We start from the raw sequence: 16,229 nt of genomic DNA, 5'->3' as shown, positions 1-16,229 counted from the left end.
ATATGGCTCAGTAGCTCAGTTGGTTAGAGTGCCGGCCTGTCACGCCGGAGGTCGAGGGTTCGAGCCCCTTCTGAGTCGCCACAAAAAAGCTTTAGATTTTTCTAAAGCTTTTTTTATTTATGATTAGATATGGTGATACGGCAATACAGTAATAATTATCTAATTAGATAATTATTTGATAAAATCAAATAAAGATTTATAAATACAAGAAAGCTAGAATTATAATAGATTATAGCTTCTTGTATCTATCGTAATTCTAGCTTCTATTTTTCTTTAAATTAATTTGTACTCTAATATCATCTCCATAAAATTTATGAAGTTTAAAATTTCCTATAAGCCTAGAACCTATTCTTTCAGTATAGGTTTTTGTTATATCAGTTAAGGTAAGATTTGTTGATATTATCATCTTTTTCTTCCTTAATAGTTTGACATTTAATAAGTTAAATAACTCGGCTATAGAGAATTCTGTTATTTGTTCAGTTCCTAAATCATCTATAATAAGCAAATCACAGTTAATAAGCAATTCTTCTAAGATTTTATTATTATCAAATCTAACTTCCCTAAGATTTTTGATAAGCTCATCAGCTGTTCTATAAACAACTAAAACTCCACTATCTAAAAGTTCTCTTGCTATACAGTTGGTTAAGTACGTTTTGCCTGTACCTGGATCTCCATAAAACAATAAATTTTCATTATGATGTTTAAAAGAGGGCATATACCTGGTTATTATATCTTGAAATATACTTTCCATATTTTTTCTAGGCGAAAATTTTTCATCGCCAACTCTATGGGAAGAAAATAAAGATAAATCGAAGTTATCAAAATTATTATTTCTAACAGTATCAGATAACTCGGAGTTTTTATAATATACTTCAATAAGTTTACGTTTATAGCATTCACATTGTTCAATTCCTATATAACCGGTATCTTTACATTTACTACATGTATAACGTATATTTAAGTAATTTTGAGGATAACCGTTTTGAACAAGCATTTCATATTTTTTAGCTCTTAAATCCATTATTTTATTCTTTAAGTTTGTAATTACTGGAGCTATATCATCATGATTTTTTAAAATATTCATAGAAAGACTCAAAGATAGTTTTCCTATTTCTTGGTCTATAGCTATAATTTCTGGATGAAGCTCTTGAATTTCTTTTTTTCTAGTTTTAAGGGCATTAGATTCTCTTTCTCTTATTAACTCATAGAGAGATAAAACTTCTGACCTGTATCCTTTAATCATCATTATCCCATCCTAATAATTTTTTTTCTAAGGAATCATAATCATAATTTCTTCCTTGAAAATTATCAAACCTAAGCTTAGGTTTTTCATTTTTTTGAGTATACTTGGTTTTATTTGAGTTAGTAGCTTTATAGTTAGCCTCACTCTGTTCTATGTCTTTAAGGGTTTTAAGATTACTTCCATACCATTTAGATAATATCCCATCAATATATTTAAAATCAGAGCGTCCTAATCTATCAAAACAAATTTGTACAGCTTTATATATAACTTCTAGAGAATAATTGTATTTAGTAATCCACTTATCTAAAAGCTCTTCTTGAGGTTTCATGATATCTGTATTTTTAATTCCCAAATAAGAAAGAATACTTCTTATTTTTACCCATTTATCCTCGGATTTAGTTATATAGCTTTGAGCTGCTTCTATAGTTTTAATATTGTTATCATTCCAAGCAAGAGCAACTTTTTCAATATACCTGGAATCTTTTTTTCCTTTAGATACACAGTATTCAATTAGAAGCAAAATAAGTTCTGATGAAAAACCAAAATCTTTTTGCCAACCTAAATAAGAAGACATTTCTTTAGGAGACAGAGGTCTTCCTATAAGTTTTTCTATATCCTTAAGCATATCTTTAGTTCCACTGGAATTTAAAGCTTCTAATAGACTGAGCTTAGGATTTGTTTCTTCTATTTCCTCTGATAAAGTAGAAAACTCAATACTGTAGTTACCCATTTTATCTATAGGAACTATTTTTAGTAATCCTTCATCTTGCCAATAATAAAAAGCATTCATAATATCTGACTCTAAAAGATTAAGTTTAGAGGCTATTATAGAAGAACTTACTCCAAGCTCTCCAGATAAAATATATTTAAGCATTAATATATAAACTTTAACAAATTCTCCTCGCGCTTTTGGCATATGTTTTTCAATAAAAATATTACTAATAGGAGTAAAGGTAACAGGTGAATTTTTTAGCATAAAAGTACTCATATATTTATTTACACCTTCCCCATAAATTTAATAACACTCATAAGTGTAAAATCATTATAACAAAGCAGAAAACATCTAACAACTTAATTCAGTATAAAAAAATGTATAGTATTTTTAATTTCGGGAATAGTAGTATTTGTATTTCAAAATTAAAGTAAATGAGGAAATTGCATGGAAGATAGTCTGAAAAATTGTAATAAGGAAAATATTATACTGAAAAGGGTTGTGATATATATATGTTTTATTGTAATTATGCTCACAACATCTATAGGAATAATCACATATAGAGCATATAGTAAAATTAATTTAAATTATTCTGCATATATAAATAACAGACTTATAGGATATGTAGATAATAAAAAAGATTTTAAAGAGTCTATTAAAAGTATAGCTAATGGGCTTGTAGATCAATACCCAACCATTAATATAAAAAAATATAAGTTAAGTTTCAAAAAAGTTAATAAAAGCGAAACTACAATAACTAATGATATAGAAGTTAAAAAAAATGCACTTAAGAGTCTAGAAGGTACAGTTAATACTAATAGATTAATTATAAATGGTATTGAATTTGGATATATATCATCGGAAGAAGAAAAAAAGAGTGCACTAAATTCATTAGTGGGAAAATACTTAAAAGATATAAATGTAGATAAAGACAATGTTTTATCTGTAAATATAAATGGAAGCATAGAACTCAAAAAAGAGACGGTTAATATATCTTCTTTAGATCCATTAGAAATTATTGTTGAAAGACTATATGAAACTAATAAAGGAGATAAACCTATTTTAAATATAGATATAACACTAAATGAAACTGTTAAAGAAGCTATAATGCCAAAAACAACAATATTATCTACAAACGAAATATATTTAGGACAAAGTAAAAATCAAGAAGGCCTACCAGGAGAGAAAGAAGTATTAAAGGAGGTAATATATTCAAATGGTAAGAAGCTAAATGAGAAAAACATATCTGAAAAAGTTATAGTGGAGCCTAAAGATAACATAGTTTATAAAGGTGTAAAAGATCCTATTGCTGGTGGAGTAGCATTTTTAGAGAATCCATCCAGAGGGAGTATTACATCAAACTATGGAGCTAGATGGGGAAAGGTACATAAAGGAATAGATATTGCAGGAAACATAGGGGATCCTATAAAAGCTGCTTTGGATGGAAAAGTAATAGAAGCATATTATAGTAGTTCTTATGGTAATGTTATTACCATAGAGCATGGAAATGGAATACAAACTTTATATGCTCATTGTAGTAAATTATTAGCTAAAGAAGGCCAAGAGGTAAAAAGAGGGGATATCATAGCGAAGATTGGTAACACTGGAAGAAGCACAGGTCCACATTTGCACTTTGAATTAAAGGTAAATGGTAGTGCTATAAATCCTATAAAGTACATAGATTAAGAAAATCCACCGACATCATCGGTGGATTTTTTAATTCATTATCTTAGATAAGTTAATGTACCCTTCACCTCCAAGAGGTTTATCATAAGGGAGTTCTTCGCAAGATAGTTTTAGGAGCGATAATAAGTCACTAAAGGAGAGATTTGGATTGTTTTCAAATATAAGCGCACAAACTCCGGTAATATAAGCACAAGAGCAAGAAGTTCCGCTAAATGTTAAGTATGACTTTTCAAGTTTAGGTGGATAGATCTTTATTCCAGATTTTTCTGGTATATAAGAGACTTCAGTATTTAAAGATAAAATATCTTTAGCAGCCGCCGATAAATCAGGCTTAAGTGTTTTTCCTATAAAACCACAAGAAGAATAGGTATAAGGTTTTAAATCTTTTGTGGTATCTATCCCACCGACCGTTATACAATTATCTAATCTACTAAAACCAATTATACTTTGAGTAATATTGGGTAGGCTTCCAGAAGGAACTATAGGAACTATATTATTGTTAATACATCTTGAGAAAAATTTCGAAAATAAGTCTAAAATTAAGGGGTTGTTCCCTAAGTATTCAAATGGTAGAGATAATAGTTTTATGTTAGTTTCAGATTTCTTATTAATAACATCATCTATAGCCAATAGTATATCAGAAATATAACCTTTCCCTTTTGCATCAAATGATTTATAAACATAAAGTGATGAATTTTCTGCTATGCCTTTAAAAATGTTTTTAGACATATATCCGCTACCACTTATTATTCCAGCTACCATAGTTCCATGCCCATTGTCATCATAAGCATAATTATAGTTATTTATAAAATCCTTAAACCCCGAAATCTTATTCCAAGGAAGCGTTAGGTCTGTATGAGGATAAACCCCTGTATCTATAACACCAATAGATACACCCCTTCCAGTTAATCTATATTTATCTGGAAGGTTTACTCTATTGGCAGTAGAAACGGACATACCACCACATATATGACAAAACTCATCAAAATGTATAGATGATACTTCAGGAAATTCAAGAAGTCTATCGAGACCTCTTTTATTAACTTCAGCAAAGATAAGTTTTTCAGAAGAAATTGAGCCTATATGAATACATTTATAACTATTAAGTTTCTTTTCGATATCTTTTAAAAAGTTTTTGCACTTTATTATGACTCTGAAGCTTTTATATAAAGGTGAAGTATAAACTTGTTTAAGTTGAGGATCTAATTTGTTCTTTAAAGAAAACATTAATAACTCCTTTAAATTAATACACTATATAGTATATTTATATTCCACCAAATTAGATACTATAAATAAAAAGCAGCCTAAGCTGCTTTAAAATTTTGAGACTTCTCCAATATGAAGTACATTAATAGTATTATCATTTAGTGATTTCAAAGAGGTAATGGTCTCATCAAAATTTTCTAAAGATAAAATAAAAGTTTTATAGTGTATAGGAATCATTAATGGACAATCCATCATTTTAAACATTTTATAACTCTCTTCAGGATTACAATGCATTTTAGAAAATCTCTCTGGTTTATAGCACCCCACAGGTAATAGTGCAACATCAGAAGAAATTCCTTTAAAAGCCTCTGTATAGGCGGTATCTCCTGCAAAAAAAACTTTTTTAGTTTTACCATTAATTAAAAATGAATGGCTTTCATTATCTATTCCAAGATAATATCTTCTTCCATCATGATTAGCTTCAAAAGATTTTATAGTTAAATAAGAATCTTTATATGTTTCATTATGGCGAATTACATGAACATTTTTATAACCCAAAAGACTTATTAATCTTTTATAACCTTTTGGAACTATTATTACAGCATCTTTATTAAGTTTTTTTAAAGATGAGAAATTCAAATGATCCATATGACCATGTGATAAAAGAATGTAATCAAATTTTAAATTAGTAATATCCATAGGAATTTCCGCCTGTCGTTTAAAGTATCCCAAATTTTTAGTGATAACTGGATCAGTTAAAATGAGCTTTCCTTCAATATTTATAATTGTAGTTGCATGACCATACCAATATATAGAATTTTCTTCGATTTCTTGACTGTTGGTAAGATACGGTTTAGTTCTGTATGTTTTTATATTATTTAAAGTGAGTGCGGTAAGAAATTTAATATTTTTTAAAGTATCCATCTATAACCCCTTAATTAAAATTTCCATTTAAAAATAACTATACCTATAATCATTAGAATAATGCCTATTATCTCATTAACTCCAAATGTTATCTTGTCAGTATCAAATAAACCAAACGCATCTATAAGAGCGGCGGCTGTTAATTGAGCAACTAATATAATGGCAATTGAGCAGGTAGTACCTAAACTTTTAATTCCCATCATAACTGTGAAGATAATTACTACACCTAAAATTCCACCTAAAAGATATATTTTTTTAGCTGTGGTTATATTTTTAAAACTTCCTTTACCAAAAAAATATGTGATTATTAAAGTAACAATAAAAGCACTTCCTTGAACAAAGGTATTAGTTTCCCAAAGACCTATTTTTTCGGAAAGTTTTGTATTAAATACTCCTTGAAAAGACATAGCTACTCCAGCAAGTATAGAAATTAAAACACCTATCATAATATCACCTCTAGAGTAGTATTTCTCAAAATAAAAATTAATATAATTAAAGCTAAGAGAAATTAAAAAGTATCTTTTCTCTTAGCCGTTAACTTTAATTCTATTTAGTAGAAATAAATGAGTGCATTTTTGAGTGATATTTATCATCAATAATACTTTCAGAATAACCTAAGCTGATTCCTAGACTCATAAAATCTTCAAACAATGTTTGATAGTGATCCTTTGAGGGAGAAATAATTATGTCATTTAAATCTATAAATAGATTTAAAAACTGGTCACTTAAGCAATCATCATTAGGGTTTAAATCAACTTCTTTTAAGTCAGAATAATTTTTATCCAATCCTATAGTTAATATGTGACTTAAGCAATCAATATACTTTGTCATAATAGCGTCCTTAGAAGGGGAATTATCCTCTTCCTCCCAGTATCTAAAACACTTAGTTTCATTTGCTAGATCACTTAATTTAACATGAAGAGATAACAGTTTTCTAGCAGTTAACTTATAATCATTAAGAGTTTTATCCATAACTAATAGTTTATTTGCTTCATCTTGTACTTTAAAAAAGTTTTGTAAATTCATTCTATAAATCCCCCTATTCCATTTAGGAACTATGTCTTTTATATTGTACAAAAAGTTTTTGATATTGAAAAGACTGGGTAAACGAATTCAAAGATTTTTCTATAAAAAATTTATGAATATTCTCATAATTAAAATTTAAAAGGTTTTTAATTCATAAGATTTAATAACCATTTCCTTTTTATTATTTATAGGTTTCCATAGTTCAACCTTTGATATTTTAGCTAAATTATAAAATCCTTCAGTTTTAGCAGTACTGCAAGCAATTTCATATTCATTCTTTTTCCACTCTCTTTGGGCAAAGTTAGTATTAGCTAAGGATACATGTAAATCCCAGTTATCTATGTTATCTCTAACACGGAAGCCATGTAGTTTAAGAGTATCGTTGACATTTCTAGTTATCTTTTTTATATAACCTTTACTTTCAACCTTAAGATTCACAGATTTATATGGTTCATTAAAACAAAGAATATCTTTAAGCTCAACTTTAAATCTTTTATAAGGCTTAAAAATCTTCGATAGAACAATATCTAATTTTTCTATGTCTGGATCTTCTATTACTTCTAAGGTTATGTGTAATTTAGGTAAATTTCTATATAATTTATATTTTTTTGATAAATTTTTTTGTATAGGCTCTATTTGTTTATAAGAGTCATCATCAAATAATGCAACTAAGTAATATCTCATATTTAACCTCACCAATTGGAATAAATTTAACTATTATTTTAGATTATACCATATTTGAATAATCAAAACACTAGTATAAATTATTTTGTAATGCCAATACTAATTTTGTGTGAAAGGAGGTAGATTGGAATGGATCAAAAGAATAAGAGTATAGGTTGTAATGTTTCTGAATGTAAATTTCATGCTAGAAGTGAGGAGTTTTGTACTTTAGACAAAATAATGGTGGTAAAGCATGATCATAAAGCTGAAACAGTTGAATGTACAGATTGTGGAAGTTTTGAAAAAGGAATGTACTAATAAAATGAAGTCGAACTATTAAGTTCGACTTCATTTTATTATAAGATTAAAACTATATGAATCAAATATTTATGCTAGAAGTACAAAAGCAATAAATTACTAATAAAAACAGTTAAAAAAATATTTAAATATTTATGCTTTATGTTATAATGGGAACTATGGATAGAATGAATAAAATGATTTAATGTTATAATATGGATAAATATTTTTTGTTTGGGAACTTTAATATATATAAATAAATTGGTAAGGGTGAAAACGGATGGAAAAATTAGTTATCGATGGAGGCAAAATCTTAAGAGGCGAAGTTGATATTAATGGCGCTAAAAATGCAGCAGTAGCAATTTTGCCAGCGGCAGTACTAGCTAGTAATGGAAAATGTTTGATTGAAAATATTCCTGATATTGAAGACGTACATTGTTTAGAAAGAATATTAACTGACTTAGGTTGTAAAATAAATAAAATTGATAGAAATACATTAGAAGTTGATGCAACAACTATACAAAGAGTTGATGCTTGTACTGAAGATGTTAGAAGAATGAGAGCTTCTTATTATTTTATAGGGGCTTTATTGTCGAGATTTAAAGAAGCAAGAGTAGAGCTTCCAGGGGGTTGCCCTATAGGTGTAAGACCTATAGATCAGCATATTAAAGGGTTTGAAGCACTTGGAGCAAAGGTAAGCATAGAGCATGGAGCTGTAAGAGTTCAAGCTGAAGAATTAAAAGGTGCAAATATATTTTTTGATGTTGTAAGTGTTGGAGCAACCATAAATGTTATGATAGCAGCTACTTTAGCAGAGGGGACTACAAGTCTTGAGAATGTTGCTAAAGAACCACATGTTGTTGATGTGGCAAACTTCTTAAATTCAATGGGTGCAGATATTAAAGGTGCGGGAACTGATATTATAAGAATTAAAGGGGTTGAATCTTTAAAGGGTTGTAATTACAGTGTAATTCCAGATCAAATAGAAGCATCAACATTCATGATTGCAGCAGCAGCAACAAAAGGAAATATTTTAATTAAAAATGTAATACCAAAACATTTAGAATCTATTTCTGCAAAACTTATAGAAATGGGAGTAAAGATTGAAGAGGGAGATGACACTGTTAGAGTATATGTAGATGAACCTTTAAAAGGAGTTAATATAAAAACTGCTCCTTACCCAGGATTCCCTACAGATATACAACAACCTATGTCAACTTTATTAAGTTCTGTTTCAGGAAGAAGTATAATAACTGAAACTATATGGGAAAGCAGACATAAGCATATAGATGAATTGAAGAAAATGGGTGCAGATATTAAAGTAGAAGGAAGAACTGCTATTATAGATGGAGTTAAGAGATTAACGGGAGCTATAGTAAAAGCTACTGATTTAAGAGCTGGAGCAGCAATGGTTATAGCGGGATTAATAGCTGAGGGAGTCACTGAAATTCATAGTATCGAGCATATAGATAGAGGATATCCTCATATAGAAAATAAATTTAAAGACTTAGGAGCAAGTATTTGTAGAAAAGAAGTCGAATAACATTGGGGGAAATATATTATGATTTTTTGCCCATTATATAGTGGTAGTAGTGGAAATTCGGTTTTTATAGGAACCAAAAACACAAAAATTTTAGTAGATGCAGGTCTTCCGGGAAAGAGGATAGACGAAGCAATTGTTTCGATTGGGCAAAATCCAAGAGATTTAAATGGAATATTTATAACACATGAGCATTCAGATCATATTAAGGGTGTAGGCATAATTTCTAGGAAATATGACATACCTATATATGCAAATGATGCTACTTGGTGTGCAATGGAATCATCCCTAGGAAAAATAAAAGAACATAATATAAAAGTTATGGATAAAAGAACAGTCGTGGAAGTAAATGACATGCAAATAAAGTCATTTTGTATACCTCATGACGCTGCAGGCCCTGTAGGATATACCATACAAGCAGAAGGAAAACAGTCAAGTGTAGCAACTGATTTTGGAGTATTTACAGATGAAATTCTTGAGAATATAAAATCTTCTGAAGTAGTGTTACTTGAAAGTAATCATGATGTTGAAATGCTTAAATTTGGACCTTATCCATATCCTTTAAAAAGAAGAGTTCTAAGTGAAATAGGACATTTATCTAACGATGACTGTGGTAAAGCTATAGTAACTCTGATAAACCACGGAATACTTAGAAACCTATATTTAGGACATTTAAGCAATACGAATAATCATCCAGATTTAGCATATCAAACAGTACTTAATATATTAAATGAGAATAATATTTATATAGGTAAAGATGTTGCTATTTCTTTAGCTGAAAGGCACAAACCTAGTAATTATATAGAATTCTAGTAAGGAGAAGATACTCATGGAAAATAAAGTGTTGGCATGTAAAGAACACATAGACGAGGCTTTAGATGAATTCTTAGTAGTTAATGAGACCTTTCCAATAATGAACGAAGCAAAAGAAGGAAAATGTAATTATTGCAATGATAAAGCAGAGTATTCTTTAGAGAAATAGAGAAATTGTCTATATTAAAGGTACTTGGTATAAATTAATACATATAAGAAAGAGGAGAAGATAATATGAGTCTATATAAACAATGGACAGACATGGTTGTAGAATATGTTAAAAGTAAAGGGGAAGAAGCTTTCTGGGCTGAATATAGTGATATAGAAACTAGAATATATAAAAAACTTTTATCAAACCACAAGGAAATAAAAAAATCAACTATTGAAGAGTTAGCAAAAGAATTTAATGCTACTAATGAGTTCGTTATGGGATTTTTAGATGGAATAAATGACAGTTTAAATAATCCATACGATTTAGAAACAGTAACTGCTGAACAAGAGTTAGTTTTTGATATGGATCTAGAAAAACTATATTTTAATATGTTAGATGCAAAAGCTGAATACCTTTATACTCTTTCTCAATGGGAAGGTATATTCTCAGAAGAAAAGAGAAAAGAAATATCTAAGTCATATAAAGAATCTAAGACAGTAAGAAATGAAAATAAAATAGGAAGAAATGATCCATGTCCATGTGGGAGTGGAAAGAAATATAAAAAATGTTGTGGAGTTAATGCGTAATTAATTTGACAAAGCAATATAAAAGTGTAATAATACTAATAAATTAAAAAACTTATCAAGAGAGGTGGAGGGACTGGCCCTATGAAGCCCAGCAACCAACATAAATTTCATTCAATTTATGTAGTGGTGCTAATTCCTGCAGTTTTTAAACTGGTAGATGAGGGTAGATTTCTGTAATTAGCATATTTGTATGCCAGAGTTTATCTCTGGCATTTTTTATTTTATAAGGGGGTTATATTATGTGTAAAGATAAATGTTTATCCTTTGAGACGATAGCGGTTCATGGAAAAAAAGGAGTAGATCCATTAACAGGATCTTTGAGTTTTCCTATATATCAAACAGCTACATTTAAGCATAATGGTTTAAATGAGAGTACGGGGTATGATTATTCAAGGCTTCAAAATCCAACTAGAGAAGAAGTTGAGGGAACAGTAGCAAAGTTAGAAGGTGGAAAGTGGGGTATAGCTTTTTCTACTGGAGTAGCTGGGATAACAGCAATTATAAATCTTTTTAAAAGTGGGGATCACATTTTAGTTTCAGACGATTTATATGGAGGAACATTCAGGTTATTTGAGGAAATATATAAACCTTATGGAATTGAACATGATTTTATAGATACTACATGTATTGAGGAGGTTTTAAGTAACCTTAAGGAAAATACTAAAGCAATATTTTTAGAGACACCTTCAAATCCTATGATGAAGGTAACTGATATAAGAAAAATAGTTGAAATAGCTAAAGAAAGAGATTTAAAAGTAATTGTTGATAATACATTCTTAACGCCATATTATCAAAAACCTTTAGATCTAGGAGCAGATATAGTAGTTCATAGTGGAACAAAATTCCTTGGTGGGCACAATGATGCTTTAGCTGGATTTGTAGTAACAAATAGTGATGAGATAAATGATAAGATAAGATTTTATCAGAAATCTACAGGCGCGGTACTAGCACCATTTGATTCATGGCTTTTATTGAGAGGAATGAAAACACTACATCTAAGAATGGATAAAAGTCAGGAAAATGCTATAAAGATAGCTAACTATTTAAAGAATCATCATAAGGTAAAAGAGGTATTTTATGTAGGTTTACAGGATCATAAGGGGTACGAAATATCTAAAAGTCAAGCAACAGGTTTCGGCGCTATGATTTCTTTTAATGTTTATGAAGAGGAACAAGTAGCAAAGATATTAAAAAATGTAGAAGTTATAACTTTTGCAGAAAGCTTAGGTGGAGTAGAAACTTTAATTACATATCCTCAGACTCAAACTCATGCGGAAATTCCAGAGGAAATAAAAAATAAATTAGGTATAACTAAAACTCTTTTAAGGTTGTCTGTTGGAATAGAAAATGTTGAGGACCTAATTAAAGATTTAGAGAAAGCATTGGGGTGATAAATATGAAATTTGGAACAAAATTAATTCATAATGGAAATGAAATAGATGAAGAAACAGGGGCTTTAAGTATACCTATATATCAAGCATCTACCTATCATCAAAGAGATATAGATAGCTTTGGAAAATACGATTATTCAAGAAGTGGAAATCCTACAAGAGAGGCTTTAGAAAATACGATTGCTCAATTAGAGAATGGGTATAGAGGATTTGCTTTTTCATCAGGAATGGCAGCTACATCATCGGTGCTTTCAATATTTTCAGCTGGAGATCATATAATTATTTGCGAAGATGTTTATGGCGGAACTTATAGAATCACTACTAAAGTTCTTAGTAGATTTAATATTGAATTTACTTTTGTGGATGCATCTAATTTAGATAATATAAAAGCAGCTGTAAGAGAAAATACTAAAGCTATATTTTTAGAAACACCATCAAATCCATTATTAAAAATAACAGATTTGAAAGGTGCTATAGAAATAGCTAAAAGTAACGAATTAATTGTTATAGTTGACAATACTTTTATGTCACCATATCTTCAAAAACCTTTAGACTTAGGAGCTGATATAGTAGTTCATAGTGCAACTAAATTTATAGGAGGACATAGTGATGTAGTAGGTGGTTTAGCTGTAGCTAAGACAGAAGACTTAGCAAATAGAATATATGCAATACAGAATTCCTTTGGAGCAATTTTAGGACCTCATGATTGTTGGCTTTTGCTTAGAGGATTAAAAACCTTAAAGGTAAGATTAGATGTTCATCAACAAACAGCAGAAAAATTATCTAGGTGGCTTGTAAAAAGAGAAGAAGTTGAAGCTGTATATTATCCATCACTAGAAGGACATCCAGGTAGAGATATTCATTTAGCTCAAGCATCAGGGGGAGGTGCTGTTTTATCTTTTAGACTAAAATCTTTAGATTTAACAAAATATTTTTTAAATAATATAGAAAATGCTGCTTTTGCAGTTTCATTAGGTGGGGTTGAAACCATAGTGTCTTATCCAGCAAAGATGTCTCATGCTGCTATACCTAGGGAAGAGAGAGAAAAGTTAGGTGTAACAGACACACTAATAAGAGTTTCTGTAGGGCTAGAGGAATTTGAGGACTTGATAGAAAGTTTTGATAAAGCATTAAATATTTAATTATATTAAAGTAGAAGAATTAAGAAATTAAATCTTCTGCTTTAATTTTTTTCTAAAGTATTAATTTTAGTATTTGAATAAATAATAGAGATATATTATAATAATAAAGAATAGTTGCAATCGCAACTATTCTTTATTAAACAGTGAAAGGATAAATTATAATGGAGAATAAAGTTGATAGTAAGAGATGGGTAATACTGCTTACCACGGTTATGCTAACATTTATGGCCACACTAGATAGTAGTATAGTAAATGTTGCATTACCTGTCATATCAAATAAGTTATCTGTAAGTATGGCTTCAATAGAATGGGTAGTAACTATTTATTTAATTGTCATAGTAGCAACTATACTTATATTCGGAAGACTTGCAGACCTTAAAGGTAAAGGAAATATTTTTAAGTTAGGAATAATTATTTTTACAATTGGATCATTAGCTTGTGGAATATCTAATTCTTTAGTTATGTTAGTAATATCTAGAGCACTTCAAGCTATAGGCGCTGCAGCATCTATGTCTACAAGTCATGGGATTATAACACACGTATTTCCTCCCAATGAAAGAGGCAGAGCCCTTGGTATAAATGGTACATTTGTGGCATTAGGATCTATGGTGGGTCCTCCTCTTGGTGGATTAATTGTAGATGCGTTAAGCTGGCAATATATTTTTTTAATAAATGTTCCAATAGGAATAGTAGCATTTATTCTTGCGAGTAAAACATTATCAAAACATAGTGAAGTGGTTAATGAGAAACTTGATTTGAAAGGTGGAAGCTTATTTTCTCTTACGATTATATTATTATTTGGAGCATTAACTCACGGTCAAGAAGTTGGATATAATAATACTATAATTATTATGTGTTTTGCACTTTCAGCAATACTATTTGTAGTTTTTATAGAGACAGAGAAAAGAGTTAAAATTCCACTATTAAATCTTGAGATATTTAAAAACACATTATTTTCACTTAGTATATTCTGTGCATTTATATCATTTGTAGCAATAAGTTGCTCTAATATAATACTGCCGTTCTATTTACAATATGTAATGAAATTAACACCTTCAGTTACTGGATTACTTATGATGGTATCACCTATAATATTGGCAGTTGTAGCACCTTTAAGTGGATATATATCAGACAAGATAGGTTCAGAAATTCTTACCTTCTTAGGTCTTTTGGGAACTAGTTTAGGATTATTTTTAATGTCTACTTTAAATCAATATTCTCATTTAGGAGTACTAATTTCATTTATAGCAATAATGACTGTAGGAAATGGAATGTTCCAGTCGCCTAACAACTCTCTAGTAATGTCAACTGTTCCTAAAAATAAACTAGGTATAGCAGGAAGTATCAATGCTTTGGTTAGGAATCTAGGACTCGTATTTGGAATATCATTTTCTACTACCCTTTTATACAATAGAATGAGTAATAAGATAGGATACCATGTTACTGGATATATATCAGGAAGAGATGATGTATTTGTATATGGAATGAGATGGGTATATATATCAGCAGCTATAATTTGCTCATTAGGTGCTGTACTTACTGCATATAGATTGTATGGTTCAAAGTTAAAAGAAAAAGCAGAGGTTGCATAAAAGTTGATGTTAAGCATCAACTTTTTTCTTTTCTATGCTATTGTATTTTGCAAATAAATATAATAAACTTATATCAGATACTTTTAAAAGTATCTGATATAAGTTTATTAAGGGTGATTAGAAATGAACAACTTATCAGCAAAGCCACAAATAATGAAAAGAGTAAATAGTGCATTAATTAAAGATTCATTAAAGAATAATGGTTCTGCAACTAAAGCCGAAATATCTGAAATAACTGGAATTAGTATAACAACTATAAGGACGTTGATCGAGGAATTACTTTTAAAAAAAGAGATAATAAGCTTAGGATTTGATGATTCAAGTGGGGGTAGAAGAGCTGAAAGATATTCACTTAATTTGGATTATAATAATGCATTATCTTTTTATATTAAAGATGGTTATATAAATTACGCAATAACAAATCTACTAGGAAACATTATTGAGGAAAATAAAGTAAAAATATACTCTAAATTTAATGAAAAGATTATAGAAGACTTTATAGATAATGTAGTAATTGAGAGCTTTATATATAATATAGTTAAGGATAGAGATATAAAAGCTATAGGAATAGGAGTTCCTGGAGTAGTGGAAAATGGAACTTTTTTTAGTGGAAAAGGACTTAATGATTGGAGAAAATTTGAGCTAGGAGACTACATACAGAAAAAATTAGGCATACCTGTAGTGTTAGAAAATGATCTGAATTCTATGGCATTAGGATTTAGTCTAAATTATTCTCAAAGCATAGAGGTATTAGATATAGAGAAATTAAATCTTGTATATATACATTTTACTGAAGCTGGAGTAGGGGCTGGAATAATAGCAAATGGGCAATTAATAAGAGGTGGAAATAATTTTGCTGGTGAACTAGGATTTCTTCCTATAAATAGCATGGGACATTTGGAAAAAGTTTTAGATAATAATATTGATGACGATACATATGTAGATATTATTTCTCAAACTATAGCAATTTTAAATTGTGTTACTAATCCATCTTTTATAGTTATAGGTGGAGAGACATTAAGAAAAAACTTAATAGAAAAAATAAGAAACACTTGTGAAAAATATTTAGCTAACAATATAAAGCCAACAATACTTTTATCAGAAGACAGTGAAAGAGATTATTTAACAGGTATAGCATATATAACTTCTGAATTTATGTATTCAGATATAAAAATTACAAAAAATTGATTATCAGTTTATTAAGGCGCAATAACGTAATGGTTAGCGTAACTTAAAACTTTTAATAATGCTTGGGA

At 29.3% G+C, this 16,229-nt stretch carries 17 protein-coding genes, 1 tRNA gene and 1 riboswitch; of the genes, 11 read left to right on the top strand and 7 right to left on the bottom strand.

Features of this window, described 5'->3' with window-relative positions; genetic code table 11:
* Nucleotides 1-4: 4 nt before the first annotated feature.
* Nucleotides 5-81 (top strand) — tRNA-Asp (locus BUA92_RS16025).
* 175 nt (nt 82-256) lie between these two features.
* Here the strand turns inward: BUA92_RS16025 and BUA92_RS16020 are convergent.
* Both BUA92_RS16020 and BUA92_RS16015 read right to left on the bottom strand, forming a co-directional pair.
* A complete protein-coding gene (locus BUA92_RS16020; protein ID WP_073021225.1) occupies nt 257-1,243 on the bottom strand; it encodes an ATP-binding protein in 987 nt (328 codons plus the stop codon).
* The gene (locus BUA92_RS16015; RefSeq protein WP_073021223.1) at nt 1,236-2,231 is read right to left on the bottom strand and encodes a DnaD domain protein; all 996 of its coding nucleotides are present in this window, start codon (nt 2,229-2,231) and stop codon (nt 1,236-1,238) included. Before BUA92_RS16015 ends, BUA92_RS16020 begins: the two co-directional genes overlap by 8 nt.
* A gap of 252 nt (nt 2,232-2,483) precedes the next feature.
* Here BUA92_RS16015 and BUA92_RS16010 point away from each other — a divergent pair, with 252 nt between their 5' ends.
* Nucleotides 2,484-3,641, top strand: coding sequence for a peptidoglycan DD-metalloendopeptidase family protein (locus BUA92_RS16010; protein WP_073021315.1), 1,158 nt, complete (start codon nt 2,484-2,486; stop codon nt 3,639-3,641).
* Between the two features lie 30 nt (nt 3,642-3,671).
* Here BUA92_RS16010 and BUA92_RS16005 read toward each other — a convergent pair whose 3' ends face one another.
* The 5 genes from BUA92_RS16005 to BUA92_RS15985 form a co-directional block, all read right to left on the bottom strand.
* A complete protein-coding gene (locus tag BUA92_RS16005; protein ID WP_073021221.1) occupies nt 3,672-4,868 on the bottom strand; it encodes a S8 family serine peptidase in 1,197 nt (398 codons plus the stop codon).
* Between the two features lie 87 nt (nt 4,869-4,955).
* Entirely contained in the window at nt 4,956-5,771 is an 816-nt protein-coding gene (locus tag BUA92_RS16000; RefSeq protein WP_073021219.1) for an MBL fold metallo-hydrolase, read from the bottom strand.
* 14 nt (nt 5,772-5,785) lie between these two features.
* The gene (locus BUA92_RS15995; protein WP_073021217.1) at nt 5,786-6,217 is read right to left on the bottom strand and encodes a DMT family transporter; all 432 of its coding nucleotides are present in this window, start codon (nt 6,215-6,217) and stop codon (nt 5,786-5,788) included.
* Nucleotides 6,218-6,317: 100 nt separating this feature from the next.
* Complete coding sequence (locus BUA92_RS15990; RefSeq protein WP_073021215.1) at nt 6,318-6,797, bottom strand: dUTP diphosphatase; 480 nt, start codon at nt 6,795-6,797, stop codon at nt 6,318-6,320.
* Between the two features lie 135 nt (nt 6,798-6,932).
* Entirely contained in the window at nt 6,933-7,481 is a 549-nt protein-coding gene (locus BUA92_RS15985; protein WP_021804045.1) for a 2'-5' RNA ligase family protein, read from the bottom strand.
* A gap of 129 nt (nt 7,482-7,610) precedes the next feature.
* On the opposite strand from BUA92_RS15985, the gene BUA92_RS15980 reads away from it, so the two are divergent.
* From BUA92_RS15980 to BUA92_RS15940, 9 genes are all read left to right on the top strand, one after another.
* Nucleotides 7,611-7,778 (top strand): DUF1540 domain-containing protein, encoded by a 168-nt coding sequence (locus BUA92_RS15980; protein WP_021804046.1) that lies wholly within the window; start codon nt 7,611-7,613, stop codon nt 7,776-7,778.
* A gap of 259 nt (nt 7,779-8,037) precedes the next feature.
* Nucleotides 8,038-9,300, top strand: coding sequence for a UDP-N-acetylglucosamine 1-carboxyvinyltransferase (locus BUA92_RS15975; protein ID WP_021804047.1), 1,263 nt, complete (start codon nt 8,038-8,040; stop codon nt 9,298-9,300).
* An 18-nt stretch (nt 9,301-9,318) separates the two neighbouring features.
* Nucleotides 9,319-10,110 carry an MBL fold metallo-hydrolase gene (locus BUA92_RS15970; RefSeq protein WP_073021213.1) on the top strand — a complete coding sequence of 264 codons (792 nt, stop codon included), beginning with the start codon at nt 9,319-9,321 and terminating at the stop codon, nt 10,108-10,110.
* A 16-nt stretch (nt 10,111-10,126) separates the two neighbouring features.
* Entirely contained in the window at nt 10,127-10,279 is a 153-nt protein-coding gene (locus tag BUA92_RS15965) for a CxxH/CxxC protein (RefSeq protein ID WP_021804048.1), read from the top strand.
* A 65-nt stretch (nt 10,280-10,344) separates the two neighbouring features.
* The gene (locus BUA92_RS15960) at nt 10,345-10,848 is read left to right on the top strand and encodes an SEC-C metal-binding domain-containing protein (RefSeq protein ID WP_073021211.1); all 504 of its coding nucleotides are present in this window, start codon (nt 10,345-10,347) and stop codon (nt 10,846-10,848) included.
* A gap of 49 nt (nt 10,849-10,897) precedes the next feature.
* Nucleotides 10,898-11,012, top strand: a riboswitch (SAM riboswitch).
* A 75-nt stretch (nt 11,013-11,087) separates the two neighbouring features.
* Nucleotides 11,088-12,239: a trans-sulfuration enzyme family protein gene (locus tag BUA92_RS15955; RefSeq protein WP_073021208.1), complete on the top strand. Its 1,152-nt coding sequence runs from the start codon at nt 11,088-11,090 to the stop codon at nt 12,237-12,239.
* A 5-nt stretch (nt 12,240-12,244) separates the two neighbouring features.
* A complete protein-coding gene (locus BUA92_RS15950) occupies nt 12,245-13,381 on the top strand; it encodes a trans-sulfuration enzyme family protein (protein WP_073021206.1) in 1,137 nt (378 codons plus the stop codon).
* A gap of 161 nt (nt 13,382-13,542) precedes the next feature.
* Nucleotides 13,543-14,973 carry an MFS transporter gene (locus tag BUA92_RS15945; RefSeq protein ID WP_073021204.1) on the top strand — a complete coding sequence of 477 codons (1,431 nt, stop codon included), beginning with the start codon at nt 13,543-13,545 and terminating at the stop codon, nt 14,971-14,973.
* A gap of 123 nt (nt 14,974-15,096) precedes the next feature.
* A complete protein-coding gene (locus tag BUA92_RS15940) occupies nt 15,097-16,161 on the top strand; it encodes an ROK family protein (protein ID WP_073021202.1) in 1,065 nt (354 codons plus the stop codon).
* Nucleotides 16,162-16,229 lie beyond the last annotated feature (68 nt).

The organism is Clostridium intestinale DSM 6191 (genome assembly GCF_900130055.1).
Taxonomy (GTDB): Bacteria; Bacillota; Clostridia; order Clostridiales; family Clostridiaceae; genus Clostridium_T; species Clostridium_T intestinale.
This window is presented reverse-complemented; position numbering and strand designations above follow the sequence as displayed.

What these genes read in the sequence shown, in the direction of transcription:
- BUA92_RS15985 (WP_021804045.1), bottom strand. Translation starts at nt 7,481, where the DNA reads ATGAGATATTACTTAGTTGCATTATTTGATGATGACTCTTATAAACAA.
- BUA92_RS15965 (WP_021804048.1), top strand. Translation starts at nt 10,127, where the DNA reads ATGGAAAATAAAGTGTTGGCATGTAAAGAACACATAGACGAGGCTTTA.
- BUA92_RS15960 (WP_073021211.1), top strand. Translation starts at nt 10,345, where the DNA reads ATGAGTCTATATAAACAATGGACAGACATGGTTGTAGAATATGTTAAA.
- BUA92_RS15950 (WP_073021206.1), top strand. Translation starts at nt 12,245, where the DNA reads ATGAAATTTGGAACAAAATTAATTCATAATGGAAATGAAATAGATGAA.
- BUA92_RS15995 (WP_073021217.1), bottom strand. Translation starts at nt 6,217, where the DNA reads ATGATAGGTGTTTTAATTTCTATACTTGCTGGAGTAGCTATGTCTTTT.
- BUA92_RS15940 (WP_073021202.1), top strand. Translation starts at nt 15,097, where the DNA reads ATGAACAACTTATCAGCAAAGCCACAAATAATGAAAAGAGTAAATAGT.
- BUA92_RS15970 (WP_073021213.1), top strand. Translation starts at nt 9,319, where the DNA reads ATGATTTTTTGCCCATTATATAGTGGTAGTAGTGGAAATTCGGTTTTT.
- BUA92_RS15955 (WP_073021208.1), top strand. Translation starts at nt 11,088, where the DNA reads ATGTGTAAAGATAAATGTTTATCCTTTGAGACGATAGCGGTTCATGGA.
- BUA92_RS15975 (WP_021804047.1), top strand. Translation starts at nt 8,038, where the DNA reads ATGGAAAAATTAGTTATCGATGGAGGCAAAATCTTAAGAGGCGAAGTT.
- BUA92_RS16000 (WP_073021219.1), bottom strand. Translation starts at nt 5,771, where the DNA reads ATGGATACTTTAAAAAATATTAAATTTCTTACCGCACTCACTTTAAAT.
- BUA92_RS15945 (WP_073021204.1), top strand. Translation starts at nt 13,543, where the DNA reads ATGGAGAATAAAGTTGATAGTAAGAGATGGGTAATACTGCTTACCACG.
- BUA92_RS16010 (WP_073021315.1), top strand. Translation starts at nt 2,484, where the DNA reads ATGCTCACAACATCTATAGGAATAATCACATATAGAGCATATAGTAAA.
- BUA92_RS15980 (WP_021804046.1), top strand. Translation starts at nt 7,611, where the DNA reads ATGGATCAAAAGAATAAGAGTATAGGTTGTAATGTTTCTGAATGTAAA.
- BUA92_RS16020 (WP_073021225.1), bottom strand. Translation starts at nt 1,243, where the DNA reads ATGATTAAAGGATACAGGTCAGAAGTTTTATCTCTCTATGAGTTAATA.
- BUA92_RS16015 (WP_073021223.1), bottom strand. Translation starts at nt 2,231, where the DNA reads ATGAGTACTTTTATGCTAAAAAATTCACCTGTTACCTTTACTCCTATT.
- BUA92_RS15990 (WP_073021215.1), bottom strand. Translation starts at nt 6,797, where the DNA reads ATGAATTTACAAAACTTTTTTAAAGTACAAGATGAAGCAAATAAACTA.
- BUA92_RS16005 (WP_073021221.1), bottom strand. Translation starts at nt 4,868, where the DNA reads ATGTTTTCTTTAAAGAACAAATTAGATCCTCAACTTAAACAAGTTTAT.